The sequence below is a fragment of the Erythrobacter rubeus genome (assembly GCF_014705715.1).
GTDB lineage: Bacteria > Pseudomonadota > Alphaproteobacteria > Sphingomonadales > Sphingomonadaceae > Erythrobacter > Erythrobacter rubeus.
Genome location: NZ_JACXLC010000001.1, coordinates 1406087 through 1421397, shown reverse-complemented (window position 1 = coordinate 1421397; position 15311 = coordinate 1406087). Strand labels below are relative to the sequence as shown.

Below are 15311 nucleotides of genomic sequence, written 5' to 3'. Positions count from 1 at the left end.
TTGCGCGCTGATTAGTCCGGTCGCGCCCAGTGTCCCTCTGCAGGTTGTCCTTGGATCGGGGAATATGGATGATCGATGATCCGGCCGGCCTTAAGCTCTATGTGAGCATCGCATGCTATATCGCAGGGGCGGTCGTGAGCTCGGGCGCTGCGGTCTGGATTATGCGGTTCGGGGACGGGGCGCGCCGTGACCGGCTGCCGTTGATCGCAGCATGCCTGACAACGGCGACCTGGTGCGGCATCGCAGCGGCATTCGGACCCTTGCAGCCGATTGCAGTGCTCGCAGAAACTGGTCGAAATCTGGCTTTCATCGCATTGATATTTAGACTTTTCTCGGCAGATGGATGCGATGAGAGCCTGAAGCCGATCCGTCCGGTCGTCATCGCTCTTGCACTGGTTCAGCTGTTTCAACCGGTGCTGTTGTTTATGCAGTTGCGCGTTGGCTTTGTCCCGGAAATCGCGGCACTGACTTTCGAAGCCGCGGCGATTTTGAACATGCTGGTCGCTGTCGGCGCGTTGCTACTGGTGCACAATCTCTATGCGGGCGCCGGTGCAGCGTCGCGGCAGGTTCTGCGCTGGAGCGCTGCGGCGCTGGCCGCCATCTTTGCCTACGATCTCAATCTTTTCACCACCGCATATCTCTTAGGCGAGTATCCCGAGTACCTGGTCGCGGCCCGAGGCCTGTTTGTGGGCGCAATGGCTGGTGGTTTGGTCGTGGGCGGAACCGCCGCCAGCGCCGAGCTGCAATTCCGGCCATCACGCTCGGTGACCTTCCAGACGCTCTCGCTGCTCTTCATCAGCAGCTACCTGCTTATCATGACCCTAGTAACGCGGTCTCTGACACTGCTCGGTGGCGATTTCGCCCGTGCCGGGCAGATCCTCTTTCTGATGCTCGGCATCGGTATTGCGACTGTCTTGCTCGCTTCGAAGGGGGTGCGTGGCTGGTTACGAGTTACCGCGACCAAGCACCTCTTCCAGCACCGCTACGATTACCGTGAGGAATGGTTGCGCTTCACGGCCACGATAGGGCGCGGGGCAGACAACAGTGCGAGCTTCCACGAACGCGCGGTAAAGGCGATTGCCGATATAGCGGACAGCCCAGCTGGTCTGCTGCTGGTTGCGAACGAAGAAGCCAGCCTGGAGCTAACCGCCCGTTGGAACTGGGCCACGATCGAAGTGCCCGCAATCGCGGGCGATTACGGCCTGTCCGGTTTTCTCGAGAAGCATGGTCATATCATCGACATGGGAGAGGTTCGGACCGGCATCGAGCATCGGGGCGAGCTGGCGCACATTCCTGACTGGATGACGCAGGAAGAAGACATCTGGGCGCTCGTCCCGCTGATCCACTTCGATCGCTTGGTGGGCGCGATAGTCCTCGCCCGTCCGCGCATAGAGCGCCGGCTCGACTGGGAGGATTTCGACCTGCTGCGGGTCGTAGGGCAACAGCTCGCCAGCTACCTCGCCGAGCAAGCCGGGCAGCAAGCATTGATGGATGCGAGCCGGTTCGACGAGTTCAATCGGCGTATGGCTTTCGTGATGCACGACATCAAGAACCTGGCCAGCCAGCTGTCGCTGCTTTCTGCGAATGCGCAGAAACACGCCGATAATCCGGCTTTTCGCAAGGATATGCTGGTGACGCTGCGCAATTCGTCCGAGAAGCTGTCGGCTCTGCTGGCACGTCTTGGCAGGTACGGCGCGGGGCCGGTTCAGGAGCTATCTGAACTGGAGCTGGGTGAATTCGGGCGCTCGCTGGCCGCGCGTTTCAAACCGGTCCACCCTGTCATTTTCAATCAAACGCAGACCGTTCGCGTAATGGCTGATCCCGAGACCTTGGAGCAGGCGGTCGTTCATCTCGTGCAAAACGCTATCGATGCAAGCGCACCGAACTCGCCCGTTTATATCAGCGCGTCGCATGAGGGACTGAACGGACAGATCGATATCGTCGATGCGGGACACGGAATGACCCCGGAATTCGTCCGCAGCGGCCTGTTCAAACCGTTTGTCTCATCGAAAGACGGCGGCTTCGGTATCGGCGCGTTCGAGGCGCGGGAGATGATCAAGGCGCTCGGCGGGCGATTGATGGTCGAATCGCGCGAAGGGGTAGGCACCCGTTTCAGGGTGATACTCCCGGTCGCCGAAACCCACCGTCTCTCCTACAACTCAAGCGCGAGCAAGTCGCCGCCGAAAGAGGTCGCCAATGGCTGACAAGAAACCCACACTGCTTGTCGTCGAGGATGATGAGGGTCTGCAGGCCCAATTAAAATGGGCTTACGAGGACTTCGAGGTTGTCATCGCGGGCGACCGAGATAGCGCTATCGCTGCTTTGCGGAGCGAGGCTCCGGCCGTGGTAACGCTCGATCTCGGCCTGCCGCCGGATCCCGATGGAACCAAGGAAGGTTTCGCGGTGCTCGACGCGATCATGGAATTGAAACCCGATACCAAGGTTATCGTCGCCAGCGGTCATGGCGCGCGCGAAAGCGCCCTGCAGGCGATCGAGCGCGGCGCTTACGATTTCTACCAGAAGCCGGTGGATATCGATGCGCTGGGCCTGATCGTACGGCGGGCCTTCAACCTCCATCAGATCGAGGCGGAGAACAGGCGGCTGCTCGAACATGCGAGCGAGGATAAGACCGTGCTTGGCCGGTTGATCACCGGGGCACCCGAAATGGTGAAAGTCGCGCGCACGATCGAGCGGGTCGCGAGCACGAGCGTGTCCGTCATGCTGCTTGGCGCGAGCGGGACCGGCAAGGAATTGCTTGCGCAGGGTCTTCACGATGCGAGCAATCGCTGCAACGGGCCGTTCGTCGCGATCAACTGCGCTGCGATTCCGGAGAACCTCCTTGAAAGCGAATTGTTCGGCCACGAAAAAGGCGCATTCACTGGCGCTGTAAAAACCACCGAAGGCAAGATCGAAAGCGCCAATGGCGGCACGCTGTTTCTGGACGAAGTCGGCGACATCCCCCTGCCATTGCAGGTCAAGCTGCTGCGCTTCTTGCAAGAGCGCACGATCGAGCGGATCGGCGGTCGCAAGACGATTGCCGTCGATACGCGGATCGTTTGTGCCACGCATCAGGATCTCGAGGCCATGATCGGTGCCGGGACATTTCGCGAGGACTTGTTCTACAGGCTGGCCGAAATTGTCGTGCGCATACCAGGCCTCGCTGAGCGGCACGGCGATGCGACACTGCTCGCGAAAGCGTTTCTCAAACGGTTTGCCAAGGAAATGAACCCGGCTGTGACCGGTTTCGCGCCCGACGCGCTGACTGCGATCGACGCCCATGACTGGCCTGGTAATGTCCGCGAGCTTGAAAACCGCATAAAGCGCGCCGTCATCATGGCTGACGGGAAGCTGGTGAGTGCGGGCGATCTCGATTTCGATGACCAGGAGGAAGACAGCGCAGAGGTGCTCAACCTGAAATCCGCGCGGGAGCAGGCCGACCGGCGGGTCATCCGTCATGCTCTTGCTCGCAGTGAAGGCAATATTTCGAGCACGGCAAAGCTGCTCGGCATCAGCCGTCCAACGCTCTATGATCTCCTTAAGCAATACGATCTGCACGCCTGACCTTTACGCCGCGGTCTAGCTGCTCGACATGGGCCGCGAGCGCGGGCAGGGCGCTTTTGATGCCGAAACGGAAGTCGACTCTCTCCGATCCGATGATCGCAGTATTGCTGATCGCGACCGGGCTCGCCTTTGTCATACCCGCCGCGCAAGAGGCCCGAGAGACCGCGCAAGTCATTTCCAATATCTCGATCTTCCTGTTGTTTCTCGTCAATGGAATGAGGATTGCTCGCGGTGAGATTGCACGAGCTGCGGCAAACTGGCGGTTCTTCGTACCGCTGACGCTGTTCGTGTTCGGGGCGATGGCTTTGCTAGGAGCCGGTTCGGCCAGCATTGCCGGTTTGCTGGTGCCGCCCGACATTGCGCTGGGTTTCATTTTCCTCGGGGTGCTGCCTTCGACCATCCAGTCGGCGACGAGCTACACAACGCTTGCCGGTGGCAATGCCGCGCTTTCCGTGGTGGGTGCGGCGCTGATCAACATTCTCGGCGTGTTTTTGTGCGCGCCCTTATTCGCGCTGATAGCGGGTAGCGAGGCAGTCGACCTTGGAACCGAGACGATCATGAGGATTGGTGTCATCCTGCTCCTGCCTTTCGCTATGGGGCAGATGGTTCAAGGCTTCACGAGGGATTGGCTGATTGAGCGCAAGGCAAAAATCGTCTGGCTCGATCGGATGGTCATCGGGATCGCAGTGTATGTTGCGATGTCAGGGGCGGTTGGTCAGGGCCTAATTTCCAATATCTCACCGGTAGCGGGTGCCTGGCTGATGGCGGTCACGATCGGTTTCATGACTTTGGCCTATTTCCTCGCGTGGAAAGCTGCCGGGCTGGGTGGATACAGCCGTGAGGACCAGATCGCTTTCCTATTTGCCGGGCCGCAGAAAAGCGTTGCGATAGGCGCGCCCCTGGCAGCGATCCTTTTCGCGCCTGAAATGGCGGGCTTCGTGATAGCGCCGCTCCTGCTTTACCACCTGCTGCAATTGCTGGTGGCAGCGCCGATCGCTACTCGGCTGGCGCATCCGCATTAGAGTTGGCGGGCGCCTGCCGCCGGTTGTGCCGGATCGACCACCACAGCGAAATCCCGATCAGAACAGCGCCGATCAGTCCCGTGATCGTTTCCGGGATGTGGTATTTTGCCGAAAGCAGCATGATGAAGCCCAGGACGATGATCGCCCAGAATGCCCCGTGCTCGAGATATCTGAACTGCGAAAGCGTGCCCGCCCGGACGAGATGGATCGTCATCGAGCGGACGAACATCGCCCCGACCGAAAGTCCAATCGCGATGACGATCATGTTGTTCGAAAGGGCGAAGGCTCCGATCACGCCGTCGAAACTGAAGCTTGCATCGAGCACTTCGAGATAGAGGAACCCGCCAAGCCCCGATCGCACGACTTCGCCTGCTGCCTTCTTCTTCGCCTCGCTCTGTTCGATTATCGCGCCCAGCGCGTGGACGCCGATAAACGTCACGACTCCCAGGATACCTGCTGTCAGGAAGGTCAATGCATCCTCGGGCGTGAGCAATGTCGATACGCCGTAAATCACCGCGAGGACCAATCCGATTTCCACCGCAGGAACGCTAGAGAACCTGTTCACCGCGCGCTCTATTACCGCGATCCAGTGAATGTCCTTCTCCTCGTCGAAGAAGAACGTAAGCCCCACCATGGCCAAGAAAGCGCCGCCGAAACCGGCAATACCGATATGCGCGGCCGATACGATACGTTCGTATTCCTCAGGATTGCCAAGCGATAGCTGGACCGCCTCCCACGGGCCGATCTGAGCCGCGATCGAGACGATGGCGATGGGAAATACGATACGCATGCCGAAAACCGCGATCAGGATGCCGATCGTGAGGAAGCGCTGCTGCCAGACCGGGTCCATTTCGCGCAGCACCGTCGCGTTGACGACAGCGTTATCGAAGCTCAGCGACACTTCCAGAATGGAGAGCACGAAGACGATCCAGAGGATCGAGAGCATTCCGCCCAGCGTGCCCGTGCTGCTCCAACCGTACCAACCGGCGAGAGCAAAACACGCTGCGGTGAAGAACAGCGAAAAGGTGTAGTAACGCAGCAGCGTTTGCATGTGTCGATGGACCCTGAGAGTTTCGATCAGCTCTTGGGCTGATAAGTCTGTTCTGCGGTGGGGAAGCTGCGATCGCGGACTTCTTCGGCGTATTTGGCGACGGTCTTGTCGATTACGCTAGCGATGTCCTCATACCGTTTGACGAAGCGCGGGACGCGCTCGAACATGCCGAGCATGTCTTCGGTGACCAAGACCTGTCCATCGCACTGCGCCGACGCACCGATGCCGATAACGGGAATTTCGAGCGATTGCGTGAGTGCGATAGCGATCGGCTCGATGACGCCTTCGGCTACCAGCGAAAATGCGCCGGCATCCTGAACCGCCTTGCCATCGCGCAGGATCTTGTCGTGCTCCTGTTGGCTACGGCCGCGCGCGGCATAACCGCCCAGCACATTCACCGCCTGCGGCGTGAGGCCTACATGGCCCATGACCGGGATGCCGCGATTGGTGAGAAACGCGATCGTTTCGGCCATCGCCTCTCCACCTTCGAGCTTCACCGCCGCGCAGCCGGTATCCGCCATGATCTTGCTCGCGGTCTCGAACGCCTGTTCCTTTGAACCTTCGTAAGTGCCGAAGGGCATGTCGACCACCACGAGGCTGTGATAGCTCCCACGCACGACCGCTGCCCCATGGGCAATCATCATGTCGGCGGTGACGGGAAGAGTGCTGTCCAGCCCGTAAATAACCTGACCCAGCGAGTCTCCGACCAGCAGGATATCGCAATGCGTGTCGAGCAGCTGCGCCTGCCGCGCCGTATAGGCGGTGAGCATCACCAGTGGCTCCTTGGTCTGGCCGTCCTTCTTGTGGTCGCGAATGCGCGGCACTGTCAGCCGCTTGCGCGGTTTGGGTGTGGGGTTGGCCCGGCTGGTGCTCGTGTCGAGCTGAAAGGTCGTAGACATGACGGCGGCTTTTAACGGCCCGCGGGGCAAAGGCCAATTGTTGATATCTCTTTGGGCCCTTGGCGTCGGGGCAGAATCATTGCAGAGAGGGGGATATGGGATGGTGCGTCGGGAACGCACGGCAAGAGGGTACATTTTCAATCATGGTAGCATCCACCGCCTCGGGCGAACGGGAGGGCTGGTCCTCCCGCAGTGCGTTTATCTTGGCAGCGGTCGGCGCTGCTGTCGGGCTCGGAAATGTCTGGCGCTTTCCGACACTCGCCGGGGAAAATGGCGGCGGCGCATTTGTGTTGTTCTACGTCGCCTGCGTGTTCCTGCTCGGCCTTCCTCTGGTAATTTCCGAAATCTTCCTTGGTCGGACAGGTCAGGACGATGCCGTCGGATCGATCCGGAAGGTCGCCGAGAAATCGGGTGTGTCGAAGCGGTGGTCCGCTTTCGGTATCATGGGCGTCATCGCGGCTTTCCTGATCGTCTCTTTCTACTCGGTCGTTGCCGGCTGGGTGCTTTATTACGCCGGGGTCATGGGCGCCGACTTCATAAGCGCTGTGCTCGCAGGAGACCCTTTCCGCGGGGCTCTGATGGGTGAAAGCCAGGATGCCATACAGGGGCGCATGGGGGATCTGTTTGCGAACCCGGTGCTGCTTCTGAGCATGCATCTGGCTTTCATGGGCGTTACGCTGTTCATCGTCGCGCGCGGCATCGGTTCGGGGATCGAGGCGGCGGCGACGATCCTGATGCCGATGTTCTTCGTCCTCCTGATCGCGATCACGATCTACGGGGCATTCGTAGGCGATATGGGAGATGCCTTGGCATTTTTATTCACGCCCGACTGGTCGAAGTTGACGCCGCAGGTGATGAACACCGCGCTGGGACAGGCGCTGTTTTCACTGTCTCTCGGTGTGGCTGGGCTGATCACCTACGGTTCCTACATTAAGGGATCCTCGGGGCTCGGCCCGACGTCGATCACCATTGCCTTTGCTGATACGGGCGTCGCCCTGCTTTCCGGCCTCATGATCTTCCCGATCGTGTTCGCCGTGGGCCTCGATCCCGCCGCTGGGCCGACGCTGGTGTTCCAGACGCTGCCGTTCGCCTTTCAGACTATGCCCGCCGGGGCTTTGATTGGCTTCCTGTTTTTCGTGCTGATCCTGGTCGCGGCGGTGACGAGCTCGATCTCGCTTCTCGAGGTGCCGACCGCATGGGGCATCGGCGAGATGGGTTGGAGCCGCCGCAAGTCCTCGCTGGTATTCGGGGGAGGGGCATTCCTGATCGGTATTGCATGCCTGCTCGGCTATAACCTGTGGTCCGATGTACGATTGCTGAGCTTCTGGCCGCTCTTCGCCGAACTCGATATTCTCGATACGATCGACGGATTCACTGGCAAGGTCATGCTGCCGCTGGGTGCATTCTTCACGGCGATATTTGTCGGCTGGAAGGCCGACCGCAAACTTGTGGAGCAGATGACCGGCATTTCCGGGTTCTGGCTGGCCGTCTGGCGGTTTTCGATTGCGTGGCTTTGTCCGCTTGCCGTGGGCACGATCCTTATCACGGGTTTGTTCCCAGGTATCTTGGGCGACTGACAAAAAAAGGGCCGCTCCCATATGAGAGCGGCCCTTTTGCGACCCGGTGTTATGTTTTCGTTTCCGGGTGTTTGTTCTTAAAGCGTCGTTTCGGCGTGCTTGTCCTGAACATCGTCGTGGACAGTCATTCCCATTGCCATCTTCGCGGTGGTGAGAATACCCATCTCGCCGCTCCAGATTTCCGCTTCGCGCAGGTCCATGCGGAGGAAGAGGATGTCGGGGTCGTCCTTGCCGCCATCGTACCAGGCCTTCACGAAATTGTTCCAGAACTGCTCGAAGCGGCCCTGATCGTCTTCGATGAAAAGGCTGCCATGGAAACGGGCGTAAACGTCATGGCCCTTGCCTTCGTAAGTGGCGGTGACTGGGCCGAGCTTGGCAAAATCGCTGTTCTTCTGGGTGAAGAACCAGATTGCGCTGTCTGCATCCTTGTCGGTCTGCGCCGTCATCGGAACGGCTGTTTGCGGTTCGCCGTCGCGCTGGAGGAACAGGAAGGGGGAATCGTCCAATGCCTTCCAGAATTTCGTTTTCAGTTCGTCGGCGTTGCCTTGGTCGTAGCGCATTATAATCTCCTGTATTTGCTGGATTAACGCATATCGCAGTCTGGAGTTCCGTAACGACCGATGGGATGAGGCTTTGGGCGGATAGGCTGCAAAGAGCATTGCATCCGGACACCGAGTGTGGAACATAATGGGAACAAATGAGACTCGGGTGAGTCTCCTATCAAGTGTTCTCAAGGTTTCAGATGACGGCTTCCGTTTGCTCCAGCGGCGCAAAAGCGCTTCCAGGTTTTCCCGATCCGGAAATTGGCACGCCGGATATTGGCGTGATGCCGCGTCTTTCCGCCGGGGAAATCGCCGCGCTGTCAAAAGCGCGCGAAGGTCGCTGGCGTCCGGGCCTTTCCGATCAGCCTTGGCATAGCGAGATTTTCGCCAGTTCATCGGACGCTGGCGGTGCGGGGCTGGCATCGGCGCTGGCGCGTGATGCGCTTCGGATAGCAGGGCAGGCGGCAGATCCATTGGCCGAGGACGAGGATCGCCGCCAGGTTCTATGGGTGCAGGACAAGGGGGCTGTGCAGCGCAGCGGCCGGCCCTATCGCCATGGTCTGCCGCCTGAATGGCGCGACCGATTGATTCATGTCGAAGCGGCCAGCCCGGAGGACGCGCTATTCGCCTTGGAAGAAGGTCTGCGTTGCCGCGATCTCGCCTGCGTGATCGGAGAGATAACCGGCAATCCGCGTGCGCTCGATTTCACCGCTTCGCGCAGGCTTAGCCTCGCTGCGGAAAAGCATGGAGTGGCGCTGTGGCTGGTGCGCCTTGATGCAGAGGCAGAGCTGTCCTCTGCACGGATGCGCTGGCGGGTCAGCTCTGCTCCCTCCGCACCGGCGCGCTGGAACGCCGCTGCACCCGGCGCACCTGCATGGAAGGCCGAACTGTTCCGGGCGCGCAGCCATGCACCCGGAGAATGGATTTTGAACAATGATAACGGACATTTGCGAGCGCGGCGCGCCGCAGCTCCACGCGCAGCCAACACGCAGGATATTGGCGATCTGGTTCGCCCGACTGTCGGTCGATCGCTGGCGGCTTTCGCAAGGATGTGAGGCGGGGGAGGGCGTGGATGCTCTTCCCACTGCGCTCATCACCGAAACCGCGCACGGCCCGCGGATCGATGCAGTCAACGACGCAGGCATCGCGGCAGGCGCGCAGGCGGGCATGATGCTGGCCGATGCGCGCGCTTTGTACCCCGGCATTCAAACCGTTCCGGCAGATACGGCAGGTGATCTCCATCACCTTGAAAAGCTGGCGCTCTGGTGTCAGCGCTGGGGCCCGTGGACTGCGCTTGATCCGCCCGATGGGGTGTTGGTGGACATAACCGCCGCCGCTCACCTGTTCGGAGGAGAAGTGGAGCTGCTTGCCGATGTTGGGCAGGCTTTCGCTGCCCGTGGCCTGCGAATCCGCTGTGCGATCGCTCCCACGGCAGGCGCTGCCTGGGCACTGGCGCATTTCGGCCCAGACGGAGCAATATTGGGCCCGTCAGAGGATAGCGCGCACCGCCTCGCCAATCTTCCTGTTGCGGCGCTGCGGCTCGACCAAGATGTGCTGACGATCTTGCGCCGCCTTGGCCTCAAGCGGTTGGGCGATCTGGCAGCGATTGCGACCGGACCTGTCGACCATGCGGAGGCCGCTGCCCGCGATGCGCTCCACCGCCGGTTTCGCAATCGCAAATCGCCATCGGCCAATCCGCTGGTCCGGCTCGATCAATTGCTCGGCAAAGTGCAGGAGCCGCTGCTGCCCATGGCAGCGCACCACGCGCCGTTAGTGCAGCGCCGGCTGATGGAGCCGATCCGTCACCGCTCGCTGCTCGATCAGGTGCTTGCCGATCTCGCAGGCGACATGGCGCGAGAACTGGAGGCCCGGGGGCAGGGTGCCCGGCGGCTCGAATTGGGCCTGTGGCGCGTCGACGGCGAAACGATTGTGCGGGGTCTCGAACTGGCGGCGGCGACGCGCGAGGCAGGGCACATCACACGTCTTTTTGCCAGCAGGCTCGACGATATAGAGGCCGGTTTCGGGATCGAGACCGTGCGGCTGCGGGCGAGCTGGACCGAACCGCTCGCTTTGTCGCAGGGTGATGTCGAAGAAGCATCGGAACGTCAGGGAACGTCGCTGAGTGCCTGTATCGACCGGCTGACCGTCCGGCTTGGCCCGAAAGCCGTGCGCCGCCCAGTGCCGCGGTCCAGTCACCTGCCCGAGCGCGCACAGACATGGCAGCCGCCGTTGGAGCCGGAGCCGACTTCGCAGGCCGTATTGGAATTCCATGAAAGGCCATTGAAACTACTCGATAAACCCGAGCTCATATCGGTGCTGTACGCGTCGCCCGATGGCTTGCCGCAGCGGTTCCGCTGGCGCGGCAAGGTTTGTGAGGTGGCGCGTGTCGAAGGGCCTGAAAGAATTGCGCCCGAATGGTGGCGTGAAAAGTCGACCGTTCGACTGCGCGATTACTATCGGATCGAAAACACCGAAGGCCAGCGATACTGGATTTACCGCCACGGAATAGCCGGTGATGGCCGAGGAGGAATGCCGCAATGGTACCTGCAGGGGCTCTATTCTTGAATTTTCGCAACAATTTCAGCGAGACATCTGATTATTCTTGCTCAGCATTTTTTTACGATTGCTAGCTAGAGCGGGATTATGAACATGCACAGCATCTCGCGCGCTGCAGAGCGCCGCTCGCTCAGCCTGATGGTCAAGGGCCGCGTCAAATCGCGTCCGGTCTATGTCGACCTGATCGATATTTCCGAAGGCGGATGCAAGATCAGGGGATCCGCCGGCTTCGCCAGCGTGGGTGACCGTGTCACCATGAGAGTGGACGGCGTGAATGCCCCTCTTGGCAAAGTGGCTTGGGTCGAAGGCAAACTGGCAGGCATTTCTTTCGAAGGTGAAATGCACGCAGCCGTGCTTGACCACCTATGCAAGGAACGGTCCAAGAGCTTCCTGGATGAAGATGGCGACTCCGACGCGAAGCGTCGTCTGTAATCACGCCAGACACAGGACGAGGGGGCGAGCTTACGATGACTACGCTCTCTTTTTGCTTCCACAATTATCTCCCTTGAAACCCGCTGCAATTCACGTTTTCGGCGGAACCGACCGGCTCTCATTACGTTACAATGTTACCTGTCAGCGTCAGGCCGACAGGACTCATTAAGTCTGCCATGCCGAGTGAAAAGCTGAGGCATGGTCAAGGGAGATATCGACGTGACAAATATTGTTCCCGCTTTGACTAAAGCCGGTTTTTCCGCTGCTATTCTAGGCGCTGCTTTTTCAGTAAGCGCGGTAGCTCAGACATCACAGACTGCACCAATTGGAAGCGATCAACCTCGCGCACCGACAGCAGCACAGCTCGAATGCATCACTGAACCGGAGGTTGTTGCAGCGCAAGAAGCCTGGGGCGAAGGCATTGTGAAAATTGGTAATGTCTACTCGGAAGGTGGAGACTACCGCCAGGCTGCCATCGATCACATCGACGAGTTCTATGCTTATGACGAGAGCCTTGTGTTGTTTAAGCCGACACTCGCATCGGTTGAGCAATTCCGGCCCTCCTTCGATGGCGCGCTCTCGTATTTTGTAGGTGGCAATCCATCCTATCCGGAAGACAAGGGCTTCGCGATTACTCCGTGGACCTCGGTGCGCTGGCAGAACGCCGGAATTACAAACAACATCTGCAACATGGCGGTTGCCATGGGTAATTACTATTTCACTCCGGCAGACGGTGGCGAAGAGACGAAGGTCGAGTACACGATTGGCTACATTCGCGACGCTGCAGGTGATCTGAAAATGGCAGTCCACAAATCGACGATCCCATACAGCCCAGAATAAACAGGCTGGATCGATTTAGTGAGGGTCGGGCATGCGTCCGGCCCTCTTTTCGTTGGGGATTCCGATTGATTGCAACATTTGCATTTGCCCAATTTAGTAGGAGAACATAAAAGGAACATAAGGATGTTCCAATGCCACAGCACACTCTGAGACAGAAACTGGAAATTCTCGCCGATGCGGCGAAATACGATGCGTCGTGCGCGTCTTCGGGCACAGCAAAGAAGAATTCGCTGGGCGGTAAGGGTATCGGGTCGACCGAGGGGATGGGCATTTGCCACGCCTATGCGCCCGACGGACGATGCATTTCGCTGCTCAAGATATTGCTGACCAATCACTGTATTTTCGATTGTCACTACTGCATCAATCGCAAGAGCTCAAACGTGCGGCGCGCGCGGTTTACGCCGCAGGAAGTCGCAGACCTCACGCTGAACTTCTACAAGCGCAATTACATCGAGGGGCTGTTCCTCTCATCCGGCATCGTCAAAAGCTCGAACTATACGATGGAACAGATGGTCGAATGCGCACGCATCCTGCGCGAAGAGCATGATTTTCGCGGCTACATTCACCTTAAAACCATTCCCGAGGCAGACCCCGAGCTGATCCATCAGGCAGGGCTCTATGCCGACCGGGTGTCGATCAATGTCGAGCTGCCGACGCGTCAGGGTTTGAACCGCCTTGCACCCGACAAGGATGAACACCAGATCGAAGGTGCGCTCGCCAAAACAAAATCGCGCATCATCGAAGCGAAGGACGAGCGCAAGCGGTTCAAACACGCACCGCGCTTTGCGCCCGCCGGCCAATCGACCCAGATGATCGTCGGCGCTGACAACGCCAGCGATGCGGATATCGTGGGCAAGGCGAGCAAGCTTTACGGCGCATTCGGCCTGCGCCGGGTTTACTACAGCGCATTCTCGCCGATCCCCGATGCAAGCGCCGTTCTGCCGCTCAAACGCCCGCCCTTGATGCGCGAGCACCGTCTCTACCAATCCGATTGGCTGATGCGGTTCTATGGCTATGCCCCTGGTGAAGTGGCGCAGGCGGCGGATGCTCAGGGGAACCTGCCGCTCGATATCGACCCCAAGCTCGCTTGGGCGCTCAAGTTTCGCGAAAGCTTTCCGGTCGATGTAAATCGCGCTTCGAAGGAGCAATTGCTGCGGGTGCCGGGGCTTGGAACGACGGCAGTGGCGCGCATTCTGGCGGCGCGTAAGCATCGGACGTTGCGGCTCGATGATGTGGCTAGACTGACCCAATCTATCGCCAAGGTGCGTCCTTTCCTTGTCGCGCTCGATTGGCGGCCGACGACGCTTACCGACCGCGCGGACCTGCGCGCGCTGTTGGCACCGAAGCAGGAACAGCTGGAGCTGTTTTGATGAGGGCCCAGAGAGGAAATGTGCAGAACGCGTCTCTCGGCGCGCATTATGTCGTCAACCTGCCGGCGCCCGATGATTTCGCCTTTTGGCGAGAGCGGGCGCGCAGCCTGATCCAGTGCGATGTGCCGCCCGATCGGGTCAGCTGGATCGAGCCGGGCGGCACGGGCGATCTTTTTGCTCAGGAAGGGCCTGCTCGCCGCCAGAAACGTCTGCCGACACCGGGAAAGGATGCGCGGCCTGTGCGGGCGTCGAAGCGCTTCATGAAGCTGGCCCGCAACGCCGCGCTCCATTCTGACCCGGAGCGTTTCAGCTTGCTCTACCGCGTATTGTGGCGGCTTCAGTCAAACCCGCGCGCGATGGAGGACAAGGCCGATCTCGACGTCCGCCGGATCGAAGAGCTCGACAAATCGGTGCGCCGCGATAGCCACAAGATGCATGCCTTCGTTCGTTTCCGCGAAGTGGAGAGTGAGGACGGGGCCGAGCACTACGTCGCCTGGTTCGAGCCCGATCACCACATTGTGCGCGCCAATGCCGGGTTCTTCATGCGCCGCTTTTCCAACATGAACTGGTCGATCCTGACACCGCGCGGCTGCATCCACTGGGACGGCGAGACGATGCGCGAAAGCGGTCCGGCCCAGCGCAGTGATGCGCCGCAAGGCGATCCGGTCGAGGATCTCTGGAAATCTTACTACGCTTCAATTTTCAACCCGGCGCGTTTGAAGGTCGGGGCCATGCTCTCCGAGATGCCCAAGAAGTACTGGAAAAACATGCCCGAGGCCGAGCTGATCCCCGATCTCATCGCCGGGGCGCAGGCAAGGGAAGCGAACATGGTGGAGACCGGCGCACTCGAATTCGAGGATAAGCCCGAGACCCTGGGTGCGATCGGCACGGCAATAGAAAAATGCCGCAAGTGTCCGATCGGGGAGCTGCATAATCAGGCCGTGATGGGCGAGGGGCCGCGGCGCGCTTCCCTGATGATTGTCGGCGAGCAGCCGGGCGACCAAGAGGATCAGGGGGGGAGGCCCTTCATCGGTCCGGCGGGACAGCTGCTCGACGAATATCTGACACGCACCGGCATCGAGCGCTCCGAAACCTACGTCACCAACGCCGTGAAGCATTTCAAATACGTGCAGCGCGGCAAGCGGCGCATTCACCAGAGCCCGCAGGCGAAGGAAATCGACACCTGCCGCTGGTGGCTCGAAGCCGAACGCGACATTGTCAAACCGCGCCTGATCCTCGCATTGGGCGCGAGTGCGGCGCGCAGCCTGCTCGGCAAGACGGTGAGCATTTCGAAAGTGCGAGGCGAACCAATCCCGCTTGAAGGCGGGACGGAACTGTGGGTGACCGCACACCCTTCCTACCTGCTGAGGCTCGATGGCGAGGCGCAGGAAAAGCAGGCCGCACTTTTCGAAGCCGACCTAGCAGCGGTAAGAGAGCGGCTCGCGCAGCAAGAGGCATAAT

The 15311-nt window shown here is 60.0% G+C and carries 13 protein-coding genes; 10 read left to right on the top strand and 3 right to left on the bottom strand.

Translation table 11 applies throughout. The annotated features are described in order from the left end of the window. Window positions 1–68: 68 nt before the first annotated feature. The 3 genes from prsK to IB285_RS06930 are packed head-to-tail and all read left to right on the top strand — an operon-like array spanning window position 69 to window position 4583. Window positions 69–2204, top strand: a complete 2136-nt coding sequence (gene prsK, locus IB285_RS06940) for an XrtA/PEP-CTERM system histidine kinase PrsK (RefSeq protein ID WP_190787491.1) — start codon at window positions 69–71, stop codon at window positions 2202–2204. Next, entirely contained in the window at window positions 2197–3561 is a 1365-nt protein-coding gene (gene prsR / locus IB285_RS06935; RefSeq protein WP_190787490.1) for a PEP-CTERM-box response regulator transcription factor, read from the top strand. The genes prsK and prsR overlap by 8 nt, the downstream gene beginning before the upstream one ends. Window positions 3562–3620: 59 nt before the next feature. Continuing rightward, window positions 3621–4583, top strand: coding sequence for a bile acid:sodium symporter (locus IB285_RS06930; protein ID WP_190787489.1), 963 nt, complete (start codon window positions 3621–3623; stop codon window positions 4581–4583). Here IB285_RS06930 and IB285_RS06925 read toward each other — a convergent pair. Continuing rightward, window positions 4558–5634, bottom strand: a complete 1077-nt coding sequence (locus IB285_RS06925; protein WP_190787488.1) for a DUF475 domain-containing protein — start codon at window positions 5632–5634, stop codon at window positions 4558–4560. The two genes, IB285_RS06930 and IB285_RS06925, sit on opposite strands and share 26 nt — an antisense overlap. A gap of 26 nt (window positions 5635–5660) precedes the next feature. Continuing rightward, window positions 5661–6533, bottom strand: coding sequence for a 3-methyl-2-oxobutanoate hydroxymethyltransferase (gene panB / locus IB285_RS06920; protein ID WP_190787487.1), 873 nt, complete (start codon window positions 6531–6533; stop codon window positions 5661–5663). A 143-nt stretch (window positions 6534–6676) separates the two neighbouring features. Here panB and IB285_RS06915 point away from each other — a divergent pair, with 143 nt between their 5' ends. Continuing rightward, a complete protein-coding gene (locus IB285_RS06915; RefSeq protein WP_190787486.1) occupies window positions 6677–8110 on the top strand; it encodes a sodium-dependent transporter in 1434 nt (477 codons plus the stop codon). A gap of 77 nt (window positions 8111–8187) precedes the next feature. Here the strand turns inward: IB285_RS06915 and IB285_RS06910 are convergent, their stop codons facing one another. Continuing rightward, on the bottom strand, window positions 8188–8670 hold the full coding sequence (locus IB285_RS06910) for a pyridoxamine 5'-phosphate oxidase family protein (RefSeq protein WP_190787485.1): 483 nt from the start codon (window positions 8668–8670) through the stop codon (window positions 8188–8190). 266 nt (window positions 8671–8936) lie between these two features. Between IB285_RS06910 and IB285_RS06905 the strand changes: the two genes are divergently transcribed. The 6 genes from IB285_RS06905 (at window position 8937) to IB285_RS06880 (ending at window position 15310) form a co-directional block, all read left to right on the top strand. Further along, window positions 8937–9707 (top strand): ImuA family protein, encoded by a 771-nt coding sequence (locus IB285_RS06905; protein ID WP_234033551.1) that lies wholly within the window; start codon window positions 8937–8939, stop codon window positions 9705–9707. Between the two features lie 112 nt (window positions 9708–9819). Beyond that, a complete protein-coding gene (locus IB285_RS06900; RefSeq protein ID WP_234033549.1) occupies window positions 9820–11217 on the top strand; it encodes a DNA polymerase Y family protein in 1398 nt (465 codons plus the stop codon). Between the two features lie 84 nt (window positions 11218–11301). Continuing rightward, complete coding sequence (locus IB285_RS06895; protein WP_190787483.1) at window positions 11302–11640, top strand: PilZ domain-containing protein; 339 nt, start codon at window positions 11302–11304, stop codon at window positions 11638–11640. Window positions 11641–11838: 198 nt separating this feature from the next. Beyond that, window positions 11839–12480 (top strand): phosphoribosyl-AMP cyclohydrolase, encoded by a 642-nt coding sequence (locus tag IB285_RS06890; protein ID WP_234033086.1) that lies wholly within the window; start codon window positions 11839–11841, stop codon window positions 12478–12480. A 131-nt stretch (window positions 12481–12611) separates the two neighbouring features. Then, window positions 12612–13850 (top strand): putative DNA modification/repair radical SAM protein, encoded by a 1239-nt coding sequence (locus IB285_RS06885; protein ID WP_190787482.1) that lies wholly within the window; start codon window positions 12612–12614, stop codon window positions 13848–13850. Window positions 13851–13870: 20 nt separating this feature from the next. Next, window positions 13871–15310 carry a UdgX family uracil-DNA binding protein gene (locus tag IB285_RS06880; protein WP_407925603.1) on the top strand — a complete coding sequence of 480 codons (1440 nt, stop codon included), beginning with the start codon at window positions 13871–13873 and terminating at the stop codon, window positions 15308–15310. Window position 15311: the final 1 nt, after the last annotated feature.

Bases quoted from the DNA above. Each gene is read 5' to 3' on its own strand.
- prsK (WP_190787491.1), top strand. From the start codon at position 69: ATGATCGATGATCCGGCCGGCCTTAAGCTCTATGTGAGCATCGCATGC.
- prsR (WP_190787490.1), top strand. From the start codon at position 2,197: ATGGCTGACAAGAAACCCACACTGCTTGTCGTCGAGGATGATGAGGGT.
- IB285_RS06930 (WP_190787489.1), top strand. From the start codon at position 3,621: ATGCCGAAACGGAAGTCGACTCTCTCCGATCCGATGATCGCAGTATTG.
- IB285_RS06925 (WP_190787488.1), bottom strand. From the start codon at position 5,634: ATGCAAACGCTGCTGCGTTACTACACCTTTTCGCTGTTCTTCACCGCA.
- panB (WP_190787487.1), bottom strand. From the start codon at position 6,533: ATGTCTACGACCTTTCAGCTCGACACGAGCACCAGCCGGGCCAACCCC.
- IB285_RS06915 (WP_190787486.1), top strand. From the start codon at position 6,677: ATGGTAGCATCCACCGCCTCGGGCGAACGGGAGGGCTGGTCCTCCCGC.
- IB285_RS06910 (WP_190787485.1), bottom strand. From the start codon at position 8,670: ATGCGCTACGACCAAGGCAACGCCGACGAACTGAAAACGAAATTCTGG.
- IB285_RS06905 (WP_234033551.1), top strand. From the start codon at position 8,937: ATGCCGCGTCTTTCCGCCGGGGAAATCGCCGCGCTGTCAAAAGCGCGC.
- IB285_RS06900 (WP_234033549.1), top strand. From the start codon at position 9,820: ATGATGCTGGCCGATGCGCGCGCTTTGTACCCCGGCATTCAAACCGTT.
- IB285_RS06895 (WP_190787483.1), top strand. From the start codon at position 11,302: ATGCACAGCATCTCGCGCGCTGCAGAGCGCCGCTCGCTCAGCCTGATG.
- IB285_RS06890 (WP_234033086.1), top strand. From the start codon at position 11,839: ATGGTCAAGGGAGATATCGACGTGACAAATATTGTTCCCGCTTTGACT.
- IB285_RS06885 (WP_190787482.1), top strand. From the start codon at position 12,612: ATGCCACAGCACACTCTGAGACAGAAACTGGAAATTCTCGCCGATGCG.